The sequence below is a fragment of the Thermanaeromonas sp. DSM 22490 genome (genome assembly GCF_056378755.1).
In genome coordinates this window covers 92,612-115,567 of the sequence record NZ_JBJHHE010000006.1, presented here as the reverse complement: position 1 = coordinate 115,567, position 22,956 = coordinate 92,612, and the positions used below count along the sequence as shown (strand labels likewise).

Below are 22,956 nucleotides of genomic sequence, written 5' to 3'. Positions count from 1 at the left end.
GTAAGATAGGGCTTGGTCCGAAGACAATACCTCACGATCCGCCGCCCTGAGTTTCAGATGGACCGAGTGTTTCTTGACGCCAACGTGCTTTTTCCGTCACCTACGGCAGCTCTTCTTTGCTGCAATTTTGGGATCAAGCACGCTTTGCGAACATCAAACTTTTAACCTCGCGCTACGCTCTGGAGGAAGCCCGCAGAAACCTAGATTAATGGCATGCTTATTTGCACCCCAAGACAATATTTCGAGGCCGGAGGAAATAGATAAAGTGGATCCTCAAAAGTAACTCCCTGGGTGGTTCTGTTTGTGATCCGGCAGTTGGCAGTGATACATATTCAGTGATTAGGTTCTATATGCAAACTGGTGGCTACGTTGAAGGGACAGAAATGAATATTTATGATTGGATAGAGGGTGCGTCCAAGTTAATTAATCTTGGGGCGTCCTTTTTTGTGGAGGGACTTAATGATTTAGATTATGGTCTTTCCTGCGCCGGGATTGTCGGCGAGAAGGAACCGAAGGCTTGGATTTTTGAGTATGTAGTGGTATACTGCCTCTATCTGGTGGGGTAAGGGATCGACGCGGGAAATATTAACACCGTATAGAGGGTCAAACTGAAAAGCGTGGCGGATACGAAGGCCCTCCAGGTAAAGGAAGGCATACTTCGGGTTGCCGTTGAAGTCGTAGGCAGAGGTGTAAGCCCCCTGTACGCCATAAAAAGTGTCACTAATTATAGAGTACAGGGTCTTGGTCAGGTGGGCACTTTTTTATTTGTTGCGTACAGTGGTACACTTTTATATCAGCACTACCAATTATTGAAAGGAGAAAGTTTTTGTTGAATTTTAGTAGAGCCGCTGACAATGCAGTGGAAGCCCCTACGGAACTCCTCGCACTTCTAGAAACCAGCCTCGACCGCTTGCTTAGGGCACTGGGCCTGAAAATGGGGACTATCTGGCTCCATTCCCACAGGGTGACACGCGGCCTAGGGCAAGAGGTTGCAGAGATCGGGAAGGTAGCAGCTTATACCGGCCTGAGCATCCCCCACGTGCAGGCCGTTCCCGACTGGCAAAAAATCGGAGAGACCCATCCCGAACTGGCACCTCTGGCAGGCGTAATGGAACGCCTGGGTATTCGGGCTTCCATTGCCGTTTCCCTCCAACAAGAAGGCCGGACGGGCGGACTTGCCGTGGCCGCACCCCAACCGCGGGCGTGGACCGGTACGGAAATAGCTCTTGCAGAGACCGTGGCCCACCTGCTTAAAATGGCCATCGAAACACTGAAGGCAAAAGAAAAGCGGCGCGAGAGCGAGCAGAGGTACCGACACCTCTTCGACAACATGGGTAGCGGCGTGGCAGTGTACGAGGCGGTAGACGATGGCGAAAATTTCATCTTCAAGGATTTCAATCGGGCCGCGGAGCTAATAGAAGGCATCAGGAAGGAAGAACTTCTGGGCCGTAGGGTGACCGAGGTATTCCCCGGGGTTGGGGAGTACGGACTTCTGGAGGTCTTCCGGAGGGTCTGGAGAACGGGGAAACCGGAACACCACTGGGCTCTCCGCTACAGGGACGCCTTCCGGGAAGGCTGGCGAGAATACTACGTCTATAAGCTTCCCTCCAACGAAATCGTGGCCGTCTATAACGACGTCACCGAGCGTAAGCAGATGGAGGAGGAAATACGCTACCAGGCCGCGCGCACGGAGGCCCTGCTGCGCATCGCCTCCCGCCTCAACGCCCAGCTCGACCTGGACCGCGTGCTGAAAGTGGTTTGCGAAGAAGCTCGTGCCGCGCTCCTCGTGCCCGTGGCTGCCGTTCTGCTGTACGACGACCGGCGCGATGTGCTCAACCTGGCAGACGGCTCCGGCTTGCCGCCGGAACTGGCCGAGCGGATGAAGCCGCTCCCGCGGTCCCTTTACGAAGAATACATTCTGCAGGGGGGCCCATCGTCGTAATTTCCGATCTCCGGGCCGTCCCTGACCGGCGCGTGGCCGATTTGTGCCTCCATTATAATCTTTGCACTGGTGTCGGCGCGAGGATGCAGCGGGATGGCCAGCTCATCGGCGTTCTGGCCCTCGTCACTACAGGCGGAGTGCGCCACTTTACCGCGGAAGAGCTGGCGCTGCTGCAGGGGCTGGCGGATCAGGCCGCCCAGGCCATTACCAACGCCCGGCTCTTTGAGGAGACGCGGCGCCGCCTGAAGCTCGTGCAGGCTCTGCGCAACATCGACCTGGCCATCGCAGGCAGTTTTGACCTGCGCATCACCTTCAGCGTGGCGCTGGACGAAATAACCGCCCAGTTAGGCATGGATGCTGCTGCCATCCTGCTCTTTAACCCACATACACTGATGCTGGAGTACGCCGCCTGGCGCGGCTTTCGCACAGGGGCTATCCAGCGCCTCCGCCTGCGCCTGGGCGAGGGTTACGCCGGCCGCGCAGCCCTCGAACGCCGTACCATACATATTCCTTTCCTGCCGGAGGCCGAGCGCGACTTGGTCCAGGCCCCGCTTCTGGCGGATGAAGGTTTCGTCACCTACTACGCGGTACCCCTCATCGCCAAGGGGCAGATCCAGGGCGTGCTGGAAGTCTGCCACCGGTCTCCTGTTGACCCCGACGGGGAGTGGCTGCAGTTTCTGGAGACCCTGGCCGGGCAGGCAGCCATTGCCATTGACAACGTAGCCCTGGTAGACCAGCTGCAGCGCTCCCACCTGGAACTGATCCTGGCCTACGACGCCACCATCGAGGGTTGGGCGCGCGCCCTCGACCTGCGGGACAAGGAAACCGAAGGCCACAGCCGGCGCGTCACGGAGATGACCCTGCGCCTGGCCCGGGCGCTGGGAATGAAGGAAGAGGAGCTGGTACACGTCCGCAGGGGAGCCTTGCTGCACGACATCGGAAAGATGGGCGTTCCCGACAGCATCCTGCTCAAGCCCGGTCCGCTTACCCCGGAGGAGTGGGAGATCATGCGTCGGCATCCGCAGTACGCCTATGAGATGCTCTCCCCCATTGTCTACCTGCGTCTAGCGCTGGACATCCCTTACTGCCACCACGAGAAGTGGGACGGCACGGGCTACCCGCGGGGACTGAAAGGTGAACAGATCCCCCTGGCGGCGCGCATCTTTGCCGTGGTGGACGTGTGGGACGCCTTGAGTTCAGACCGTCCCTACCGGCCGGCCTGGCCGCATGAAAAAGTGCGCGCCTATGTGAAGGACGAGGCGGGCAAACATTTCGACCCGCGGGTGGTAGAGGTGTTCCTAAAGATTCTGGAGGAAGAAGGTCACAGAATCTGACTTGCTGCCAGCCACAAGGTTCCAATCGGGGGTGATTCGCTGCGATTATGAGCCCTGGCAAAATCGCCAGGGTGCGCGCCTCAATCCTGCAAGAATCCAGGCCTGCAGGTACAAGGTTTTCGCACAGGCGGGTGGGCAGCAATAGCGGGGAGGTCAAGGAAAATGCTATTAAGCTCCCAGGAGAAGATAATCTTACTAGTGGAAGATTCGCCCCTCACGCGGTTTTCCTTCAGAAGAGTACTGGAAGACAGGGGCTATATTGTATGCCCTTGCTGGTGTGGTTCCAGTAAAATAACAACTCAACTAAGGAAGGAAAAGGATGTACAAATATCGAATCTATGCGTTTAATTGTGAGTTACGTAGAGGGGTGGTCGCTCGCCAGTGAACGTAGAACAGATCAAGGCCCTCTCTGACCTTTGCAAAACCGTGATATATTTTGTATCCGCCCTGGGCATGGGAATTTGCCTGTACTGGAGGCGCGGCCGGAAAGGTTGCGGGCCAGAGAAATTGCTGCTGCTAGGCCTATTAACTATGGGCACCGGAACTTTTTTGAGCGCCTACTGGACCAAGCTTGGTCTTCCGGAAAGCTGGGGAAGGATCCTGGGCGACCTGGTGCTGGTGAACGCCGGTACAGCGGTGACTATACTGGCCATGTACCTCCTGACCGTAAAATTCCACCTGGTAGCCCTGGCACTCAAGAAAGAAGCAGAGACCGACCCCCTTACAGGCCTTTACAACCGCAGGACCTTTTTTCGGGAACTGGATCGCAGGTTAAAGAGAGGCAGCAGTTTTGCGGTGGCCATCCTGGACCTGGATAACATGAAGCTGATAAACGACACCCTGGGTCACCAGGTAGGGGATGAAGTTTTGCGAGCAGCCGCAAGAGCCCTAAAGAAGACAACACGTGAAGAGGATATAGCTGCCCGGTACGGGGGAGACGAGTTTGCATTCCTGTTTGCAGGGAGGGGGCCGCGGGTGGAAAAGTTCAGGACCAGGGTCCAAGAAAATTTGCTGACGGAGCTACCTTATTCCGGGGGTATAGAGGTTGGCATTTCGGTCGGGGTAGCCTACTACCCTGAGGACGGCAGGGACGCACGCTCTCTCCTCTCCGTTGCTGACACGCGCATGTATGCCGAAAAAGAAGCAAAGAAGAACCGCTGTTATCCGTTTGGCCTTCTGGCCGAAAACCGTATCCTGCTGTAAGGCGGAATAACCCGGAAAAGGTTTTTTCGGTCGTAAAGGGGAGAAGGGAGTTATTTTAGCGGAAGGGGCTGTCGGTGCGGAAAAAGGAGTGGCGAATTTCTGGCGCCCCTCGGGGGCAGTGGTCAGATGCTGCCGTAGCCAGGCGTCTAAGCCTTTAGCTCTTCCAGGTTTGTTTTTTTAGGAAAGTTTATAGCCCCCGGTAAGTAGGCCAGCACTACTGACCTTATCGGCGGAAACCTGGCGCAACGGGCTTGTTTAAGGAGAGTACGGCCGCCACCAGACGTGCCCTTCCGGTGAGTTCATCCCTAAACTCAGCCTGCTGGAGTGTGACCCGGGGCAAAGGGGTGAATTGTCGTTGGATAAGAGAGGATTTTTAGGTTTTGCTTTCGGTGGAGCCCTGGGCACGGTGATGTTCTGGCTGGTGTTTAAGAAAGACCCCCTGGGGGCCCTCTCGGCGGCTGGGGTGTGGCTTTTTGTTTCCGCGATAGTGTGGCTGCTGGAGAGAAAGAATAACCCGCGCGAGCCCCTATAAATCAATTGTTGCCCCAGGCTACGGGCCGGAGGCTTATGCGGGATGCCCATGAATTGATTCATAGCCGGCAAAGCTTCAGTACGAAGCCCCCTCTTTTTTAGGACGGGAGGCTTCACTGTTAATTCTCAGTGCGACGTGTAGGGCCAATATTTTCGACAAATTTCTCCTTGACACCGTTCTTGCTGGGTGGTTAGCTGGACATAGCCGGAAAAGAATACGATAGCCATGGTAAGGAGATGACGTCTGGGGGGTAGGATTCTCTTTGGTGAAAAAAGAAAAAAATATTCTAAAAAAGCACAAAGGAGACGGCGGTGCGCATGAACCCAAGCCAGCGAAGAGACGAACTTCACCGCCTAGTGGACGCTCTGCCGGAGGAGAAAACTGCGACGGCCAGAAGGCTTCTGGAACTTCTGTTCAGTAACAGCAGCGGGGTTCTGCCGGAAAGCTCAGGGGAGAGGCTGAGCCTTCTCGAAAGAATCGTCGATTCCCTTCCCGACGCCACCCTTGCCGTTGACCGCGAGGGGAAGGTGCTAGTGTGGAACCGGGCCATGGAGGAAATGACAGGCGTCAAGAAAGAAGAAATCGTGGGCAAGGGCGAATACGCTTACGCCGTCCCGTTTTTCGGCAAACGGAGGCCCATCCTGGTCAATATTTTCCTCGGCAATGGCAAGGAGTGGGAACAGGAGTATGAAAAAATCGAGAGGAAGGGCCATATTCTTGTCGGCGAAGGTTTTGCCCCTTTCGCCTGCGGAGGCAGGGGGCTTCACTTCTGGACCCTTGTGGCCCCAATTTACGACGATAAGGGGAACCTTTTAGGGGCAGTTCAGTGCATACGCGACATCGGCGAGCGCAAGAGGATGGAAGAGGAACTGAGGCGCTGGAGCACGCGCGATGCCCTCACCGGGTTATACAATCGAGCCTTCGTCGAGGAAGAATTGCGGCGGTTAGAAAAGAGCCGCTCCTTCCCCGTTAGCCTCGTTCTTTGCGACCTCGACGGCTTAAAAGTAGTTAACGATATGCTGGGGCACGAGCAGGGTGACGAGCTATTGCGCCGTGCGGCGAAGGTAATTGCGAGCTGTGTCCGGGGGTCGGACGTGGTGGCCCGGATTGGCGGAGACGAGTTTGCCGTGATCTTGCCTCAAACGGATCGGACGACGGCTGAGGAAGTTGTCAGGCGCATAATTGAAGCTGCGGAAAGGGACACTGCGCAGCACCCGGACCTACCCTTAAGCATCTCCGTCGGGGCGGCGACGGCCGAAGACGCTTCGCGTCCGCTGCGGGAGGTGTACAAAGAGGCGGACGACGCGATGTATATGAACAAGCTTGCCAGGGGAAAAGACCTGCGGGCTGCGGTGATCCGCGCCCTCAAGGCGGCCCTGGCGGAGAAAGACATTCACAATACGGAACGCATGAAAGGGATTGCCTGCTTGTTGGGAGAAGCGGTGGGGCTATCGCGCCAAGATTTGGACAATCTCCGTCTGCTGGTGGATGTGCACGACATCGGCAAGCTGGGGGTACCGGACCATATTCTCTTAAAGCCGGGTCGCTTGACAGAAGAGGAAAGGAAGGAAATCCAGCGTCATCCCGAGGTGGGGTACCGCATCGCCCTTTCTTCCGGGGAACTGGCCCCGGTGGCTCCTTATATCCTCCAGCACCACGAGCGGTGGGACGGGCGGGGCTATCCCCAGAGGCTGCGGGGAGACCAGATTCATCTTCTGAGCCGCATCCTGGCCATTGCCGATGCCTACGATGCCATGACGTCAGAGCGCCCCTACCGCGGCGCCCTGACGCATGAGGAAGCCCTGGAGGAGCTGAAGAGGTGCGCGGGGAGCCAGTTCGACCCGCACCTTGTGGAGACCTTTATAAATTTGTTTTCAGGAAAAGAGATTGCCGGTGTGAAACAAGGATTACGAGAATCCTGTTAAATTTCCAAAGGAAAGGCATAAAGTGGTACTAGAGCTTATCAAGACAGGGGACTTTCCCCGCTGCTGAACGTTAAACCCAGAAGTAGAGGGGGAGAAGAGATCCGGGAGAGGAGGGGAGTAAGGGCAGTTGTGGGTGCCCCCGCTGGAAATGCTGAACAAAAAAGGAGGTAAATTTAATGAAATGTGCTAGTTACCCGTCGAGAGCGGCGGTGGTTTTCACCCTGCTATTAATGATGGTGGCGTTGCTCCCTGGCCTTGCCCTGGCGGCAGAAAAGCCGACAGTTACCCTGGAGCAAGCTATTCAGACGGTGAAAGCAGCCTTTGAAGTACCCCAGGAATTCACCCAGTTCTCCTCCAGCTACAGCCGGGATGAAGAACGGCAAGTTTGGCATCTAAACTGGAGAGCAGAGAAGGAACCCGGCGGCAGTATGAACGCCGAGGTGGATGCCCGAACGGGGGACATCCTCAGTATGAACCTCTGGCAGTACAAACCACAACCCCAGCCCTGGCCCAAATTGCCCGCCATCGCCCGGGAAGAAGCGATCAAAATAGCGCAAGAGCTCCTTGGCCGGCTGCAACCCGGGCGCCTGGCAGAACTGAGGCTAGAGGATAGCCCAGGCGAGCTGCTGCCGCTCATGCATTGGAAGGCGTCCACCTACAACTTCCGGTGGCAGCGGCTGGTCAATGGCATCCCCTTCCCCCGGGATGGAGTAACCATTTCTGTAGACACCGAAACAGGGAGGGTAACCGGCTACGAATTCCGCTGGACCAAAGCAGAGTTTCCAGATGCGGGGAAGGCTATTTCTCCTGAAAAAGCGCGGGAAGCCTTCGAACGTGCGGAAATGCTGCAACTTCAGTACTACCGCCCCTATTCCAGCGCGCGCGGGCAGAGGGTGCCGGTGATGCTGGTCTACCGGCTGGAACATCCCTCCAGCGGCGCTATCGACGCCTTTACAGGGAAACCGGCGAACCTGGACGGTGGCTGGATGGGAGAACCGGAGGGTATGGGAGCTCTCGACTGGGAGAAGAGGGAAGCTCAAACCCCAGCTCCCGTTCCGCTCACTCCCGAGGAGGTTAAAGAAATAGAGGAAACTGCCAGAATCATCCCACAGCAACAGGCCGAGGCGGCAGTACGGAAATGGGTCGCCATTCCAGAGGGTCTGACCCTGCGCAGCGCCATCCTGGCCAGCGATGACTGGGAGGATCCGCCCCTGCGCACCTGGAACTTCCATTGGAGCAACGGGGAAAAGGAAACCCGCCAGCCAGCGTGGTTGAGCGCCCGGGTTAACGCCGTGACCGGCGAACTGTTAGGTTTTCATCGCGACCAGTCCTGGCACCGTCAAAACGGTAAAGAGGAGAGGCGGTTGACCAGAGAAGAAGCGCAAAAGATCGCCGAAGCGTTCCTCCGGAAGATCCAGCCGGAGCGTTTCCAACAAGTAAGGCTGGTCAACATTCGCAAACCTTACTACGTGCCGGTCAGGCAAGAGGAACAGCCGCCTTCCTACTCCTTCGAGTACCGGCGGGTGGTAAACGGCATTGCCTACCCGGCTAACGGGTTTAAGGTAGTTGTGGATTCGGCCACAGGTGACATCGCGGCCTATGACTTTAACTGGTCAGATATGGACTTCCCGCCGGCGGAGGGTGTTTTGGATAAGGCGGAGGCCACGAGCCGGTATCTCGCCTGGCAGCCACTGGTGTTGAGTTACGTTGAAGTATACCGGCCCGGTGAAAAGCGAGAAATACGGCTGGTCTACCGCCCGGTACCGCGGCCGGGCACCCAGGCAGCAGCCATGATGGATGCCAGGACCGGGGAGGCCCTGGACTGGCAGGGGAAACCGCTGGTCCAGCAGCCCCGGCCTTACCGCTTTACCGATATTGCCGGTCACTGGGCGGAAAAAGAAATTTCCCTTCTGGGCCAGGCCGGCATCTTTAGGGAATACGGTGACACCTTCCACCCCGGTGAAGAGATTACCGCTGTACAGCTCCTGCGGGCCATGCTCGCCGCCCATGATGGAGTTGGGGGAACTGCCAGTCTTACCGGAGAGCAGGTGCTGGAGCGGGCCAGGCAGCTCGGGTGGGTAAAAGAAAACCTGCAGCCAAGTGGCACCATCAGCCGCCAGGTGCTGGCCCGGTTGATGGTACGCTTCCTGGGGCTGGACCGGGCGGCCCAGGCGAAGGGTATCTTCACAGTGCCTTTTGCCGACGCCCCAAGTATTTCCCCCGATTCCCTGGGGTATGTAGCCCTGGCTTACGGCCTGGGGATTTTGATAGGGGACGGCAGCTATTTCCGTCCGGCAGATTCGGTGTCCCGCGCCGAGGCCGCCGTCGCCCTGGTGCGAACGTTAACTGCAGCCAGATAGGCCACTCCAAGAAGAGTACTGGAGCTGTTTCAAACCTACTATCCCGGGGTGTACCGCTGGCTGTATTACCTTGTGGAGGATCGGCCGGCGGCCGAAGACCGGCGAAGAGCGGCGCCACTACCGCGGGGAGGGAGGAGTCCTTAAGGAGATGCCCGCGGCAATTCCCCTAGAGGAAGCGCTGATACGGGACGAGAAAGCTCGCAAGATCCGCAGCTGCTTGTCCCAGCTTCCGCCCCGGGATCGTCTCTGATTTGACCGGCTGCCCAACACTGGAAAAGGTCACCAAGAAAGGTTGAGATAGGGAGAAGAGCAGCATGGAAGAAAGCCAGTACGAAAGGGAGATCTCGCGCGCGGAAAAGATCTTGGCCCTGGCGCTGGCCGTATTTCTACTGGTCGGCGGTATGCGTCTGGCCGTGGCCATTGATCGCGCATTCCCCTACCCGAACTACGCAAGGTTGCACCAGGCGTACGAGTTAGACCGACAGGAACAGGAACTGGGACTGTTGCGCGGGCAGGAAAGCGAGCTTGCTGGAATCCTCCGGCAACGCCAGGAAGCCGAAACCAGGGCGCGTCTTGACTATGAAACCGCCCGTGAGGAGTACCGCACTCTCCTCGACCGCGGCATCGACGACCCCGGCAAGCGGGCACAGTGGGAGCGAAACCGTAAAATCCTAGAGGAAGCGCAGGCCGCCAGGGAGGAAGCGGAAAGACAGTTGGAGGTTTTTCGGGTCCAGATACTCAACCCCGCACAGCAGGAATTTGACCGGGCCCAGGCGCGGTTGCAGACAGAATTGACCCGCCTTCGCCGTGCCCGTGACCTCAAGGCCGGGATCGCCTGTCTTGGTTATGCCCTGTTTACCTTTATCCTGACCTTCTTCACCTTCAACTTCTTCCGCCGGAGCTCCTACCTTGGCCGTTACGCCGTGATCGGCACCAGTTTCCTCGGTTTCGGGGCGGTGCAGGTACTGCTGGTCTCCTTTAAAATCGCGTATCCCTTCCTGCGTGACGTTGTCCCGGTGGAATGGGTTGTTTCCATCGGCGGGTCGGCGGTCTGCGTCGCCGCCCTGGTGTACCTCAAGAACCGGTTTTGGTCCGCACCTGCCGTGCAGCGCCGCCGTCTCTGGAAGGGAGCTTGCCCGGTGTGCGGTTTTCCCAATCCTGGGCCTTTTTGCGCCTGGTGCGGTGCAGGTCAAACCATCACCTGTCCTCGGTGCGGCATCGAAACTAGTCGTTTCCTCCCCCACTGCCGGGCCTGTGGCCATCCGCTGGCATAAAGGTTCACCAGGGTGAACCGCTTGGGCACACTCGGTGTAGGGGGTTACGGCGGCTGTTTTTCTGGGCGAGGTGGGGGACGATGGCGAGGTATTCTGAGTGGCGGCAATTGACCGCGACTGCCCGTCTCCTCCGGCGGATACGCTACATTAACCCGTGAATTGCCTCATATTTGTCTGCCTTATCGCATCTACCTCGTTAAGGTAGCGGCGAAGAGCCTGAATGTACTCCTCGAAGGCTTGGCGTCCCCGTCGTGTTGCTGCGATCCATGTGACAGGCCGTTTCCCGCGAAAGGCTTTCTCCGTCCTAACGTAGCCGGCTTGCTCCAGCCGTGCCAGGCAAGTGCTTAAGTTTCCTGCCGATAAGCCCAAAAGCTCCTGAAGCTTGGTAAAGGCGATGCGATCACGTTCCGGCAACCCGCAAAGCACGGTCATGATCTGCAGTCGTGCTGGCTGGTGGATGATGTCGTCGAGATGTGGGAAGGCGACCGGGCCACCAATTATTTCCATCATCGTGGCTCCCTGTCGTCCTTGCCAGCGCGAATCCGATCGTGGAGCAATCCTGCCACGATTAGACCGCCTCCCCCTAGCAATGCCATGGCCAGGTCGTAGACACCCTCACCCAGCCACGCGGCAAACAGGTTAGCCAGCCCGAGCCACAGACCAGTACCCATCTGCAGGTTATCAAAGTACAGCGCCCCCATCATAAGATAGAGAATGCTGACGGTGTAGACGGCCCAGACACCTACCAGCCAGTTAAAGGAACCTGTTAGGCCAACGGTTAGGAGCAATAGCAAAATGCTGATCATCCAGACCAACCTGATACGCCGTCCCGCCGGAGACGAAACGCCCTGTAGACCGGCGTAGTGGCGATAAGTGTAGGCCATCGCAACCAGTGTGGCAACCATCCAGGTTAATCCAATAGCCACCCCCATCCACGGCCCGACCCGGTCTCTATGGGACACCAGCAGGTGGGTAAGGGCGAAAGCGATGCCCCACGTGAACCCCCAGCACCTGTAGACAGGACCGTCGGGAGAAAAAAACTCCCGCCGCGCTCTGACCAGGGTTTCCTGGATTAGCGCTAGGCTTTGGTGCACGTTTTCAGGCTTCATCAAGTGTATTCCTCCTTTAAGTAGCTTTGTGATGCAAAGTATATTATACCAGAAAGTATTTTGTCAAGCGGATAATACCCTGGCGTATCCCCAGTTTTGATCCCAGGCCTGCTTGGCTTGCGCTCGCTCTGGAAACCTTCGCGGGCCAAACTAGTAAATTTTGACACGAACTTCTTTTGTAATACCCTCGAAAAGAGGAGGGAGTTCCGTATTAATATATTAGAAAGACATCCCAGCCGGGGGCGGGCCCGGCGGGGGCCGTGCGCACGTGCCGGAGGCCCGTATGGGAGGAGGTGGAAGCAGGGCGTCAGGAAATGCGTTCTTAACGTTCTTAAAATAAGGGAAAAACAAAAATCAAGGATTACCCAAGGGGGGAGACACGCTTGAAGAAAGTCAGAATGTTCCTTGCCGTATTTACGGCGGCCATTTTCCTCTTTGGCACGTTCGGGATGGCATTCGGTATGGAGCAGGGGAGGAATAGGGGTGCAGGCCACGCTGTAGCGGAAACCCACCAGGATTCCGTTGCGGAAGGCGTGTACCGGCACGCGGAGAGGCACGACTTTGAGGTCAAGAACCGCACCCGCAACGAAGGCGACGAATTCCAGGTGAGGGTTGAGGAAAGACTCGGGCGGGAAATCGCCGAAGGGATTGAGGAAGAGGAATTAACCAAAGCGGGCACGAAGGGTCTCGAAAAGCGCATTGCCGAACTGGAAAAGGAACTGGCGGAAAATCCCGGTGACCAGAAGATCCTCTGGAAACTGGCGGTGGCATACCGCAACGTCGGGGAGTATGACAGGGCTATAGCGCTACTCAGGGAGCTACAGGAACGGTTGTCGCACCCCACGGCCAGGGTGGCGGTGCTGGTGGCCCAGTGCCTGAGGGCCAAGGGCGACAGAGAGGCAGCGCTGGCTGAGCTGGAGAAGCTGCTTGAATCGCCCGAGACCGTGACGGGTGCCGTGTACGCCTACAGGGCTATCCTGAGGGAAGAACTCGGCAAAGTGGAGGAAGCGGCAGAAGACGTGGAGAAAGCTATCGCTGCCGAGCCGAAAGAGAAAACCCTGTACAAGAAGGTCGGCGAGCTCTACCGCAAGGCGGGCAAGGAAGGCGTAAAGGTGTTCGTGAAGGGCAAAAAGCTTACGTTTGACCTCGAGCCGTTCATCGAGGGCGGCCGCACCCTTGTGCCCATCCGGGCGGTAGCCGAGGCCCTGGGGCTGGTGGTGGACTACAAGGACGGCGTGGTCACCATCACGAACTCGGCCAACGGGAAGACAGTGATCCTGTACACGGGGCGCACCGAGGCCGTGGTCGACGGTAAGAAGGTAGCCCTCGATGTCCCAGCGAAGGTAGTCCCACCCGGGCGGACGGTGGTCCCGCTCCGCTTCGTGAGCGAGAACCTCGGCGCGGACGTGGAGTGGGTCGAGGACGGCCAGGTGGTGGCGGTCAACGAGCAGTAGGGGAAAAGTATAGCCGGGTACCCGAAGAAAGGTGCCCGGCATTTTTGTTTTGTGCGACAGTAAGCCGGGTAGAGGAGGGCGAGCGAGCAGGAAAAGTGCACAGAAGGCTGACGGCCGCCCTCGCGGGCGGTATCGAATGAGCGGCACTGGCCGGGTCCGCACTGGAGGCCGTGGGCGTCGGGACGGTTAACCATGGCCATCAAGGGGATGGCGGAAGCGAAGTACGCTGCTGGCTCTTCCATAGCAGAAGCGGTTGCGGCTGCCTGGGCTGAAAAGTTGGACTTTGCAGAGGCGATTTATATGGCGGGCAGGGGGTAACCTGGAAGTTCTGGTGGTTTTAAAGCAGCGCCTGCGGAAAGACGTGTGCGTGGTGCCTGAAGCGCAGTATGCCAACGCACTGGGTTTTTCGCAGGGCGCAGCAGTACCAAGCGGCCGGTGCCGGGAAGCTTTTACTGTCAGAGTGAGCTCAGCTTAAACGGCCAGTGCTCCCGTTTTTCCCTTTTCTTCATGGGTGTCACAAAACTCCCTCCGGCGGTGTTATATTTATTTAGAAAGGGTTGGCAGGGGTGAGGGGCTATCAAGCCTGCTGAATTTGAAGCGCTGTTTCAAACCTACTATCCCGGGGTGTACCGCTGGCTGTATTACCTTGTGGGGGAGCGGCCGGCGGCTGAAGATTTGACCCAGGAGGTCTTCCTGAAGCTTTATTGCCAGCCCCCCGGCGATAAAAGCAATCTCGGCGGCTGGCTTATGCGGGTGGCCGCCAACCTAGCCTACAACTATCTCCGCGGCGAAGAGCGGCGCCGCCGTCGTGAAGAGGGAGGGGTCCTTAAGGAGATGCCCTGGGTAATTCCCCTAGAGGAAGCAGTCATACGGGACGAGGAAGCTCGCAAGATCCGCAGCTGCCTATCCCAGCTTCCGCCCCGAGACCGCCTCTGCCTTCTTTTAAGGCATGAGGGTTACAGCTACGCCGAAATTGCCGAGGTTATCCAGGTGGATAAAGGTTCGGTGGGTACCATCCTGGCCCGGGCCCGGCGGCACTTTGCAACCCTGTACAAACGGTATGAGGGGAGGGAGGACCATGTGTCCCGAGGAGGGGATCCTCCAGGCCTATCTGGACGGTGAACTGGACGCGGCCGGGGCTGTAAGGGTGGCCGGCCACTTGAGCCGGTGCCCTGCTTGCCGGGAGCGGGCGGCTGCGCTGGAAGAGGTGGGCAGGGAAGTAAGTCTTGCTCTGGAGGTGTACCGGCGGGCAGCAGAGGCTGTAGCCCATCCCCGGCGGGTGCCCTACGGGGTTCTACCAGCCTCCGGGAGCCGGCCTCCGGCTGGTGGATCGGTAAAGACCCTCATGGGCATAAGCAGTAAAATAAGGGGGATAAAAGATATGATACGGCGTTACAAGTGGGTTTCCGGGATGGCGGCGGCCGCCCTGACTTTGGTACTTGTCCTTAGCTGGGCTCCGGGACGCAGCCTGGCCTCCCAATTTTTGAGCATTTTCCGCACGGAAAAGATCCAGGTGATCAAATTTACTCCCGAGGATATGGCCCAGCTAGAAAGACTTCTTAACGGTCAAGCGGGGGAGGTGGATATCCGAAACTTTGGCCGGGTAGAGGTTGTACGGTCAGGGCAGCACGCGCTGAAAGCCGATCCCTCGCAGGTAGAAGAGTTAACCGGCCTTAAGCTTAAGCTTCCGGAGGTTCTGGCGGGCCTGAAGAGGGAAGAGATCCTGGTAGACCAGGGTACGGTCATTAAGATTTCGCCTGACGTAGAAAACATAAACGCCTATCTAAAAAGGCACGGCAGCGCGCTTCTGCCGGAAAGCCTTAAAGGCCAGTCCTTCGTCATAAAGGTCCCGCCGCTAGTAAATGTGTGGTATAAAGGGTCGGAAAGGGGTAGATACAACCTCCCGGGTGGTACCCTATATCTCGTGGTCGCCGGCGACTTGACCATCGAGGTTCCTGCCGGAGTGGATGTTTTGGACGTGCGCCGGGCCTTACTGAATCTTCCCGTACTGCCCGATAATTTGCGCCGCCAGCTGGCAGCCATAAACGACTGGCAGCATACTCTTCCCCTACCGGAGACCCGGGATTTGCCGGCCCGGATGGTTACGGTGAACGGCAGCCAGGGAGTTTACTTTAGCCGCGACGATAAATCTCCCGGTATCTTGGTATGGCGCCAGCATGACATGTGGTGGGCCATAGGAGGGCTTCCCTTGGAGAAAGCTCTGGAAGTAGCTACGGAGGTTAAGTGATGGCTATTATTGAAACCCAAAATCTTACTAAAGTTTACGGCCGGCAAATAGCCTGCCGGGAGATCTGCCTCTCCATAGAGGAGGGGCAGATCTTCGGCCTTTTGGGACCCAACGGTGCCGGGAAAAGCACCCTGGTAAAGATGCTGGTGGGCCTGGTGCATCCTACGCAGGGAAAGGCCCTGGTGGCCGGCCGCTTGCCCTGGGACAGCAGAGGGCGCAGGGAGATAGGTTTCTTGCCGGAGAACTTCCGCCTTCACGGCTGGCTTAAGGGCGAAGAGCTTTTGATCTTCCACGCCCGGTTGGCGGGCCTTAAAGAGAGGGAAGCCCGGCGCCGGGCCCATCAGGTCCTAGAGCTTGTGGGGTTAGCGAAAGACGGAGGGAAATTGGTAGCCCATTACAGCAAAGGTATGCAGCAGCGCTTAGGCCTGGCGGCTGCCCTGGTGGGCAACCCGCGGGTAATCTTCTTGGATGAGCCCACCTCGGCCCTAGATCCCCTGGGCCGGCGCCAGGTACGGGAGATCCTTTTGGCTTTAAAGCAGGAGGGTAAGGCCATCTTTCTAAACAGCCACCTTTTAAGCGAAGTGGAACAAGTGTGCGACCGGGTAGCCATTATCCACCAGGGGAGTGTGCTGGCGCAAGGGAGGCTTGCGGAGCTTCTCGCCGGGCCTACAGAAGTGCAGGCCAGGGTTGCCGGCTTAAGGCCGGAACTGGAGGAAAACTTGCGCCGGCGTTACCCTTTCCTAAAGATAGAAGGCAGCCGTCTTACAGTGGCTCTAAGCAATAAAGAAGAGATACCCGGCCTGGTAGCCTGCCTGGTAGCGGAAGGCTTGCGCATATATGAGATAACGCCCCGGCACAACTCCCTGGAAGAGGTCTTTGTCACGTTAATTAGGGAAGGAGAAAAGCTTGGATGTGGTTGATGGCTGTTTTCACCTTCCGGGAAGCCTGGCGCAAGAAAGTAGTTCTGGTAGTCGGAGTGTTGACCCTGGGCTTCCTGGTCCTGTACGGCACCGGCCTCCACTTTATCGGGCAGCGTTATAGCAGGGACTGGCAGGCAGATCCTTTGGCCCAAATGCAGGCGATCCTGCTTTTTGTGCTGGGTGTTTACTTTGCGAGCTTCCTTGTTGCCGGTCTGTCCATCATGTCCGCGGTCGGCAGCATTTCCGGCGAAATCGAAAACGGCACCCTTTATACCCTGGCCACGCGGCCCCTGTCCCGCAGTTCCCTCCTTTTGGGCAAATTTGCCGGCCAGGCGTCCATGTTGATTACGTACGCGGCCCTCTTTCTCCTGGCCGTGACAGGTATCGTACATTGGCAACTGGGGATGAGGATACCGGGGCTACTGCCGGCCCTGGGCCTGTTCATCCTTGAACCGCTGGTACTCCTGGCCGTCACCATGCTGGGCACCACCAGGCTCCCCACCACGGGCAATGGCATTCTGGCTTTTGCTCTATATGCTCTGGCCGTGGTGGGAGGCATGATAGAGCAGGTAGGAGCATTGCTGGACTCTACTTCGGCCGTGTACGCCGGAGTGATCACCAGCCTTCTTCTGCCGGCCGACTCCCTCTACCGGCGACTGGTCGCGGAGGTGGTAGAGAGGCTTCCGGCCGACAGGGGTACTGCCTTTTTCAACCGGCAGGCCTTCTTAGGCCCCTTCGGTAGCTTATCCACCCCCAGTAATTGGATGATAGTCTACACTGTAGTCTATATAGTCCTCGCCTTGGCCGCTGCCGTTTACCTTTTCAATAGGCGCGATATTTGAAAGGGACAGGCTTGAGTACGAAAGGGCTAACCTGCCTGCTGGAGAGATTAAAGCACAGGGCGCAGGCCAGGTTTGCGAAGGGGTCAAGGTGAGAACATGGCCAGCCTTAATATAGTGAAAAAATTTGCTGCACGCATATTAACCTTACTTGTGGCTATAGCAATTCTAATAATGGGTGTCCTCTACGCCTACATTGAATGGTTCGGCCGCCGGGCTAACCCTCAGGAAGCAGATGTAATAATTGTATTGGGTGCTGCCGTATGGCCTGACGGCCCCAGTCCTGCCCTGCTGGAACGCCTGGCCCTGGCGGAGACGCTATATCGGGAGGGTTATGCTCCGGCCGTTATCACCACTGGTGGGATAGGAAATTTTAATCCAAAACCGGAGGGCAGAGCGGCAAGGGAGGTCCTTATAGCCCGGGGCCTACCCGAAAACTGTGTTTATGAAGAAACTAGTTCCCGTAACACCCGAGAAAACCTGGAAGGCGCTCTCTCTATCATGCAGAGACATGGATGGCACCGGGCCATCATCGTGACCCATGATTTTCATTTGTTCCGCGCTTTGAGAGAGGCTAGAAAGCTTGGTATGGATGTTTCGGGGGCCGGGGTTCATAGGACGGTTCTGGTGAGGCCCCCTTTAGTTTTAAGGGAAGTGGTGGCGAACCTGGTAGGCTTGATAAGGTAAGGGGTTCAGGCACTACCAATCAGAAGCGAGTTTCCTTTGTCTGAACAATGGGAAAGAGGGAGATAGAAGATGACTTCTTACTAAGAAAAGGGATTTACGACCTTCACTTCGCCATAATACTGCCCGGGGTTCAGGTCTTCAGACCAGACCACTCTGCAATCCAGTGCCTCAGCGCTGCGAATAATCGTCGCGTCCCAAAATGATATAGCGTACCGCTGGTGAATCTTGATGGCCTCCAGCACGTCATCGGCATCCGGCGTGTGCAAGTGCCAGTTCGATAGATATTCAATGATCCGGGATGCCGTTTCCGGCGAAAGCGGCTTCCGGACTTTTTGGGTTACCGTCACGTAGAACTCCTGCAATACCTGCATGCTGAGGCAGCCGTTGCCCGATTGCCAGAGTTCGGCGACCAGAGCTTTAGCCCGGGCGTGCTTTTCCCCGGCTGAGATATCGTGGGCGTAAACCAGCACGTTGGTATCTACAAACTGCCGGTCGCCATTTTTTTACCGGTCATAGAGATCGCTCCTGGTCCACGTGGCGTTTCCCTTGGTCGCCAGGTCAAACTCGCCCAGCATGGCCAGGTGGCGCTCTTTTGCCTTGCGGTACTCGTCTTCCCTGCGCGTGAGGTCCTCGAGTAACTGGGTGAGAAGACCGGAGAGCGAGGTCCCCCGCTCAATAGCAATATGTTTTGCCCGGCGCAGCACTTCCTTAGGTAGCGAAAGGGTAACATTCTGGTACTCCACATGCTCCACCTCCACGTAACTAAGTGGATCACTTATTTGCGTGATAAATCAAGGCGTTCGGCATAATTCCCAAATCAGAGGGGCAGATGATAAAGCCCTTTTTGCGGGTGTTTCGTTGGGCATTGAAGGAAGCGCTGAGCTGTTACCCTATGCTAAGAAACGTAAGGTGGCCAGCACGAGCCAGTGATGCAAGGCTTTGTAGGCCACAGTTCCGGGTAACCTTGGCTGTGGCGGCTGCGGGTAACCTGGCTACCTTGCTGGCACCGGCTGGCCGCTTTCACCAGAACAGGAAGATATGGGGTGAACTATTGGGACTGCTGCCACAGATTTTTGAATAACTCAATGGGTATAGGAAAAACCACGATATTAGACTTATCAGAAGCTATTTCTGTAAGGGTCTGCAAGTAGCGCAACTGCAAGGAAGCGGGCTGTGTAGAAATAATCCTGGCTGCTTCTGCTAATTTTGCTGCAGCCTGGTATTCACCGTCGGCATGAATGATCTTGGCCCGGCGTTCCCGTTCAGCCTCTGCCTGGGCTGCCATGGCCCGTTGCAGAGTTTGGGGAAGTTCCACATCTCGAATCTCCACCAGGCTCACCTTAACTCCCCAGGGCTCCGTACCTTCGTCAATAATCTGCTGCAGGCGCTGGTTAATTTGCTCCCTGTGGGCCAGGAGTTCATCCAGGTCCGATTGGCCCAACACACTGCGCAAGGTGGTCTGGGCCAGCTGAGAGGTAGCGAGGATATGGTCCATTACTTTGATCACCGCATTGGCCGGTTCTACTACCCGGAAGTAAACTACGGCATTCACCTTTACGGTAACATTATCTTTAGTAATGGCCTCCTGGGTGGGGACGTCCATAGTCACTACCCGCAAATCCACTTTCTGCATGCGTTCAATAAACGGAATCAAGAAGAAAAGCCCTGGCCCTCTCACTCCTACATAGCGTCCCAGCCGGAAAATAACCCCTCGTTCATACTCCTGGACTACCCGGATAGAAGCTGATACTAAGCTGACTAAAATTATTAATAGAGCAATGAGGGAAATAAAATTTTCCATACCTTCACACCTATCCTTTCTTTAAATTTTTCTTACTTTGAGCTTAAGACCCTCTATACCCACTATAATCACCCTGTCCCCGGCTTCAATGGGTTCCAGGCCTTCCGCCTTCCAGCGCTCTCCTTCCACCAGCACTATTCCCTCAGGTTTCAAATCCGTCAAAGCTGCTCCTATAGCTCCTTCCAGACTTTCTTTCCCCGTGATGGCTCGCCGCCGCTGTGCTTTGACCACTGCACCCAGAAGAAATCCCGCAAAACCCATCAGGCTTAAGGCTGTAATAGCGATAAGGCCTAGGCCCACCCTGAAGGACGGGGGACCGCCACTAAAAAGCATCAATGAACCCAGCACAAAAGAGGCAACCCCTCCCGTAGCCAGCAAGCCGTGACTTACCACGAAAACCTCTGCTGCCAGCAAAGCCAAACCCAATAAAAGTAAAAGCACTGCGCTAAACTGGGCGTTAAGGCTGCCCAAGGCATAGAGACCCAGGATTAAGCTTATACCGCCTACTACCCCCGGGAAGATAGCTCCCGGGTGGTAGAGTTCCGCCAGCAGGCCCACCGTGCCGATGCTCATGAGGAGGTAAGCGATATTGGGTTCGCTTACGGCAAAAAGCAGGCGTTGGATAGGGCTCATAGGTACATACTTTATGGGTAAGCCTGTCACATTTAGTATAACTTCTTGGCCATTGATTAAACTTACCGTGCAGCCGTTAAGCTGGCTTAACAGGTGGTCTCTGTCTGTTGCCTGCAAGTCGATGAGTCGTGCTTTTAAAGCTTCACCGTCGCTAAAGGACTTACTCTCCAGGACAGCCAATTCTGCCTGAGCCGGATCGCGTCCCCTTAGCTGGGCAATGCTGCGTACCCAAGCGGCAGCGTCTTGGGCCATTTTCTGTTTTTGCGTATCGGAGAGTCCCCCATCATTATCTATGGCTACGGGATGGGCAGCTCCAATCCTGCAACCCGGGGCCATGGCTGCTACATGCGCAGCTATGGTAATAAAAGTGCCGGCTGAGCCGGCCCAGGCCCCTGCCGGGCAAACATACACTACTACGGGCACCTGGGAGTTCAATATATTTTCCACTATTTTTTGGGTGGCAGTATAAAGGCCGCCCGGGGTGCTGAGTTCTAAGATAATACAAGCTGCCCCGCGTTTCTCAGCAAATTTTATCCCATCCTGGATATAATCAGCCACTACAGGAACAATAGGGCCTTCTACCCGCAGGACATATATAGCAGGGCCAATTTCAGAGGCTCCAACGGGGGCTGCTAAGGCAGCTGAAGACAATAAGAGTAACAGTAAAATAATAATGCTTAAACATTTTTTAAAAAAGTTTTTCATATGTGCTCAACCTCTTAAGGGTATTTTATCATGTACCCTATCCGGTGACCAGTCTGGCCGCAGACTATACCTCCCCTTAAGCTACAGCCAAATTTTTCAACTTCGATATAATACAGCCCCCAAATTGGCCTCGAGGGGTAAGACAATCTGGCCATTTCGCACTTCAAAAGACCGATTGCTCAAACCATCTTCCCAAGTTTCTCCTTCTTCAAGTTCAACTTCACTGGACTTCAAAGTAACGGTTTGAGGAAAATCGCTGGCGTTCAAAACCACAATAACCCTGTCACCTCCCAGGCGCCGAGCGTAAGCGTAGACTTCAGCCTTATCGTCAGTAAAAAGGGGCTGGAAAAACCCGCGCCTCAGAGGGAGGAGGCGGTGCCGCAGGGCTATTAAGCGGCGGTAGAAGGCTAGGAGGTCCTGGTCCCACTCCCGTGGTTCCCAGGGCATGGTCCGGCGGCAGTCGGGATCAGGTCCACCGGTAAGCCCCACTTCGTCGCCGTAATAAATTAGGGGAATGCCGGGATAGGTAAATTGTAAGATTAAAGCCGGTCGTAAATGCATTACCGCCTCGGCGTAGGTGCCGGAATGCCCGGGTTGGCCGGCCAGGCCTTGCTGAAAAGCAGTAATTACCCTGGCAGTATCGTGGCTCCCCAGGAGGTTTAGCAGGGCAAAATTAGCTACTTCGGGATAGCGCAAGCGGATAAGCCCCAGAAGAAAATCCAGGGTGGAAATGGGAAAACGGCGGCGGGCGAAGTAATCCAAAACCAGGTCGCGGAAAAGATAATTCATAACCCCATCAAAGTACCTGCCCTGGAGCCAGAAACGGGCATCGTGCCAGATCTCGCCGACGATATAGGCCTCAGGGTTAGTATTTTTGACATGCCGGCGAAATTCCCGCCAGAAGGGAGGCTCTACCTCGTTAGGCACATCCAGGCGCCAACCATCCGTACCGGCTTCGCGGAGCCAGTAAGTACCCACGGAAAGGAGGTAGTCACGTACCTCGGGGTTGCTGACCTTCAGCTTAGGAAGGCTGGGGATATCCCACCAGCACAGGTAATTGGGTTTGGGCTCTATTTGAACGGGAAAACCCTGAAAATAGTACCAATCCTTATATGGGGAACTAGCTCCCCGGGCCAAAACATCCTTAAAAGCAAAGAATTCGGTGCCGGTATGATTAAACACTCCATCCAAAATTAGGCGCATGCCTGCTGTGTGGAGGGATTCTACCAGGCGGCGCAAAGTTTTATTATCGCCCAAGGCAGGGTCTACCTTGAAATAGTCGCTGGTATTGTAACGGTGATTGGAAGGAGAAGCAAAGATTGGATTTAGCCATATGGTATTTATACCCAAAAATTGGAGATAGGGAATTTTAGCCCAGATGCCCTCGAGATCCCCTCCGAAAAAATTGTCCGCGGTGGGAATTCCTCCCCAGGGTTGGGTTCCGGGTGGGTCATTGGACGGGTCTCCGTTATAAAATCGATCAGGGAATATTTGGTATGAAACAGCACCGTAAACCCATTCAGGAACACTAAAGATGTCGGACGCCACCCAGCGATAGATGAAAGGTTGCCTGGCGTGACCGGCGGGGGGCAGAACATAAACGGGCTCTTCGCCTTCTGCTTGGCACCGGAAGAAATACCTGCACTGCCAGGGGCGGGAAAGTCGGACTTCAGCTTGGTAATAGAGGTAATGAGGTGTTCGGGCGTAAGTATACATAGGGGCGGTCCGTAAGCCCTGGTCCTCGTAAACTACCAGGCAGCGCTGTTTTTCCCGGCGGCTGCTCTTTAGGCGCAAAAGAAGCTGGCCAGGTGCCAAGGGCTGGCAGAACCTTGGCGTTGGGCGGTGAAAAAACAATGTTCTACTTACTCCTTTGATCAGACTATTTAGTTAAGCTGGGCAAAGATAAGCAGCCTATAATTAAAATTTGAACACAGGATATAATTGAATGGCCATAAACATCTTTGAGTTTATTATGAGGTATTTTTTAGCA

At 56.2% G+C, this 22,956-nt stretch carries 20 protein-coding genes and 2 pseudogenes; 14 read left to right on the top strand and 8 right to left on the bottom strand.

Annotated elements, in window-relative coordinates:
- Positions 1-467: 467 nt before the first annotated feature.
- A pseudogene (locus tag AC1BI1_RS06280) lies at positions 468-653 on the bottom strand (hypothetical protein); the annotation flags it as partial.
- A gap of 176 nt (positions 654-829) precedes the next feature.
- Here AC1BI1_RS06280 and AC1BI1_RS06275 point away from each other — a divergent pair.
- From AC1BI1_RS06275 to AC1BI1_RS06245, 7 genes are all read left to right on the top strand, one after another.
- Positions 830-1,942 (top strand): GAF domain-containing protein, encoded by a 1,113-nt coding sequence (locus tag AC1BI1_RS06275; protein WP_476716428.1) that lies wholly within the window; start codon positions 830-832, stop codon positions 1,940-1,942.
- Positions 1,912-3,276: an HD domain-containing phosphohydrolase gene (locus AC1BI1_RS06270; protein ID WP_476716437.1), complete on the top strand. Its 1,365-nt coding sequence runs from the start codon at positions 1,912-1,914 to the stop codon at positions 3,274-3,276. The genes AC1BI1_RS06275 and AC1BI1_RS06270 overlap by 31 nt, the downstream gene beginning before the upstream one ends.
- A gap of 381 nt (positions 3,277-3,657) precedes the next feature.
- A complete protein-coding gene (locus AC1BI1_RS06265; RefSeq protein WP_476716427.1) occupies positions 3,658-4,479 on the top strand; it encodes a GGDEF domain-containing protein in 822 nt (273 codons plus the stop codon).
- A 355-nt stretch (positions 4,480-4,834) separates the two neighbouring features.
- Positions 4,835-5,011 (top strand): hypothetical protein, encoded by a 177-nt coding sequence (locus AC1BI1_RS06260; RefSeq protein WP_476716426.1) that lies wholly within the window; start codon positions 4,835-4,837, stop codon positions 5,009-5,011.
- A gap of 317 nt (positions 5,012-5,328) precedes the next feature.
- Complete coding sequence (locus tag AC1BI1_RS06255; RefSeq protein ID WP_476716425.1) at positions 5,329-6,936, top strand: sensor domain-containing diguanylate cyclase/phosphohydrolase; 1,608 nt, start codon at positions 5,329-5,331, stop codon at positions 6,934-6,936.
- 176 nt (positions 6,937-7,112) lie between these two features.
- Positions 7,113-9,296, top strand: coding sequence for a YcdB/YcdC domain-containing protein (locus AC1BI1_RS06250; RefSeq protein WP_476716424.1), 2,184 nt, complete (start codon positions 7,113-7,115; stop codon positions 9,294-9,296).
- A 314-nt stretch (positions 9,297-9,610) separates the two neighbouring features.
- The gene (locus AC1BI1_RS06245) at positions 9,611-10,570 is read left to right on the top strand and encodes a zinc ribbon domain-containing protein (RefSeq protein ID WP_476716423.1); all 960 of its coding nucleotides are present in this window, start codon (positions 9,611-9,613) and stop codon (positions 10,568-10,570) included.
- Between the two features lie 147 nt (positions 10,571-10,717).
- Here the strand turns inward: AC1BI1_RS06245 and AC1BI1_RS06240 are convergent, their stop codons facing one another.
- Both AC1BI1_RS06240 and AC1BI1_RS06235 read right to left on the bottom strand, forming a co-directional pair.
- Positions 10,718-11,077, bottom strand: a complete 360-nt coding sequence (locus AC1BI1_RS06240) for a transcriptional regulator (RefSeq protein WP_476716422.1) — start codon at positions 11,075-11,077, stop codon at positions 10,718-10,720.
- Entirely contained in the window at positions 11,077-11,679 is a 603-nt protein-coding gene (locus tag AC1BI1_RS06235; RefSeq protein WP_476716421.1) for a hypothetical protein, read from the bottom strand. The genes AC1BI1_RS06240 and AC1BI1_RS06235 overlap by 1 nt, the downstream gene beginning before the upstream one ends.
- 383 nt (positions 11,680-12,062) lie before the next feature.
- Between AC1BI1_RS06235 and AC1BI1_RS06230 the strand changes: the two genes are divergently transcribed.
- The 7 genes from AC1BI1_RS06230 to AC1BI1_RS06200 all read left to right on the top strand — a co-directional run bounded on the left by AC1BI1_RS06230 (position 12,063) and on the right by AC1BI1_RS06200 (position 17,827).
- Positions 12,063-13,133, top strand: coding sequence for a tetratricopeptide repeat protein (locus tag AC1BI1_RS06230; protein ID WP_476716420.1), 1,071 nt, complete (start codon positions 12,063-12,065; stop codon positions 13,131-13,133).
- A gap of 192 nt (positions 13,134-13,325) precedes the next feature.
- The gene (locus AC1BI1_RS06225) at positions 13,326-13,451 is read left to right on the top strand and encodes a hypothetical protein (RefSeq protein ID WP_476716419.1); all 126 of its coding nucleotides are present in this window, start codon (positions 13,326-13,328) and stop codon (positions 13,449-13,451) included.
- Positions 13,452-13,709: 258 nt separating this feature from the next.
- Entirely contained in the window at positions 13,710-14,255 is a 546-nt protein-coding gene (locus AC1BI1_RS06220) for an RNA polymerase sigma factor SigX (RefSeq protein WP_476716436.1), read from the top strand.
- Positions 14,212-15,381 carry an anti-sigma factor family protein gene (locus AC1BI1_RS06215; protein ID WP_476716418.1) on the top strand — a complete coding sequence of 390 codons (1,170 nt, stop codon included), beginning with the start codon at positions 14,212-14,214 and terminating at the stop codon, positions 15,379-15,381. Before AC1BI1_RS06220 ends, AC1BI1_RS06215 begins: the two co-directional genes overlap by 44 nt.
- Entirely contained in the window at positions 15,381-16,301 is a 921-nt protein-coding gene (locus tag AC1BI1_RS06210) for an ABC transporter ATP-binding protein (RefSeq protein ID WP_476716417.1), read from the top strand. Before AC1BI1_RS06215 ends, AC1BI1_RS06210 begins: the two co-directional genes overlap by 1 nt.
- Complete coding sequence (locus AC1BI1_RS06205; protein ID WP_476716416.1) at positions 16,292-17,143, top strand: ABC transporter permease subunit; 852 nt, start codon at positions 16,292-16,294, stop codon at positions 17,141-17,143. Before AC1BI1_RS06210 ends, AC1BI1_RS06205 begins: the two co-directional genes overlap by 10 nt.
- Before the next feature lie 96 nt (positions 17,144-17,239).
- On the top strand, positions 17,240-17,827 hold the full coding sequence (locus AC1BI1_RS06200; RefSeq protein ID WP_476716415.1) for a YdcF family protein: 588 nt from the start codon (positions 17,240-17,242) through the stop codon (positions 17,825-17,827).
- Positions 17,828-17,907: 80 nt separating this feature from the next.
- Here AC1BI1_RS06200 and AC1BI1_RS06195 read toward each other — a convergent pair.
- From AC1BI1_RS06195 to AC1BI1_RS06175, 5 genes and pseudogenes are all read right to left on the bottom strand, one after another.
- Positions 17,908-18,327 (bottom strand): annotated as a pseudogene (locus AC1BI1_RS06195) (PIN domain-containing protein); the annotation flags it as partial.
- Positions 18,328-18,330: 3 nt separating this feature from the next.
- On the bottom strand, positions 18,331-18,570 hold the full coding sequence (locus tag AC1BI1_RS06190) for a DUF6364 family protein (RefSeq protein WP_476716414.1): 240 nt from the start codon (positions 18,568-18,570) through the stop codon (positions 18,331-18,333).
- 305 nt (positions 18,571-18,875) lie between these two features.
- Positions 18,876-19,628, bottom strand: coding sequence for a slipin family protein (locus AC1BI1_RS06185; RefSeq protein ID WP_476716413.1), 753 nt, complete (start codon positions 19,626-19,628; stop codon positions 18,876-18,878).
- A 21-nt stretch (positions 19,629-19,649) separates the two neighbouring features.
- Entirely contained in the window at positions 19,650-20,966 is a 1,317-nt protein-coding gene (locus AC1BI1_RS06180; protein WP_476716412.1) for an NfeD family protein, read from the bottom strand.
- Between the two features lie 96 nt (positions 20,967-21,062).
- Positions 21,063-22,820: an alpha amylase N-terminal ig-like domain-containing protein gene (locus tag AC1BI1_RS06175; RefSeq protein WP_476716411.1), complete on the bottom strand. Its 1,758-nt coding sequence runs from the start codon at positions 22,818-22,820 to the stop codon at positions 21,063-21,065.
- Positions 22,821-22,956: the final 136 nt, after the last annotated feature.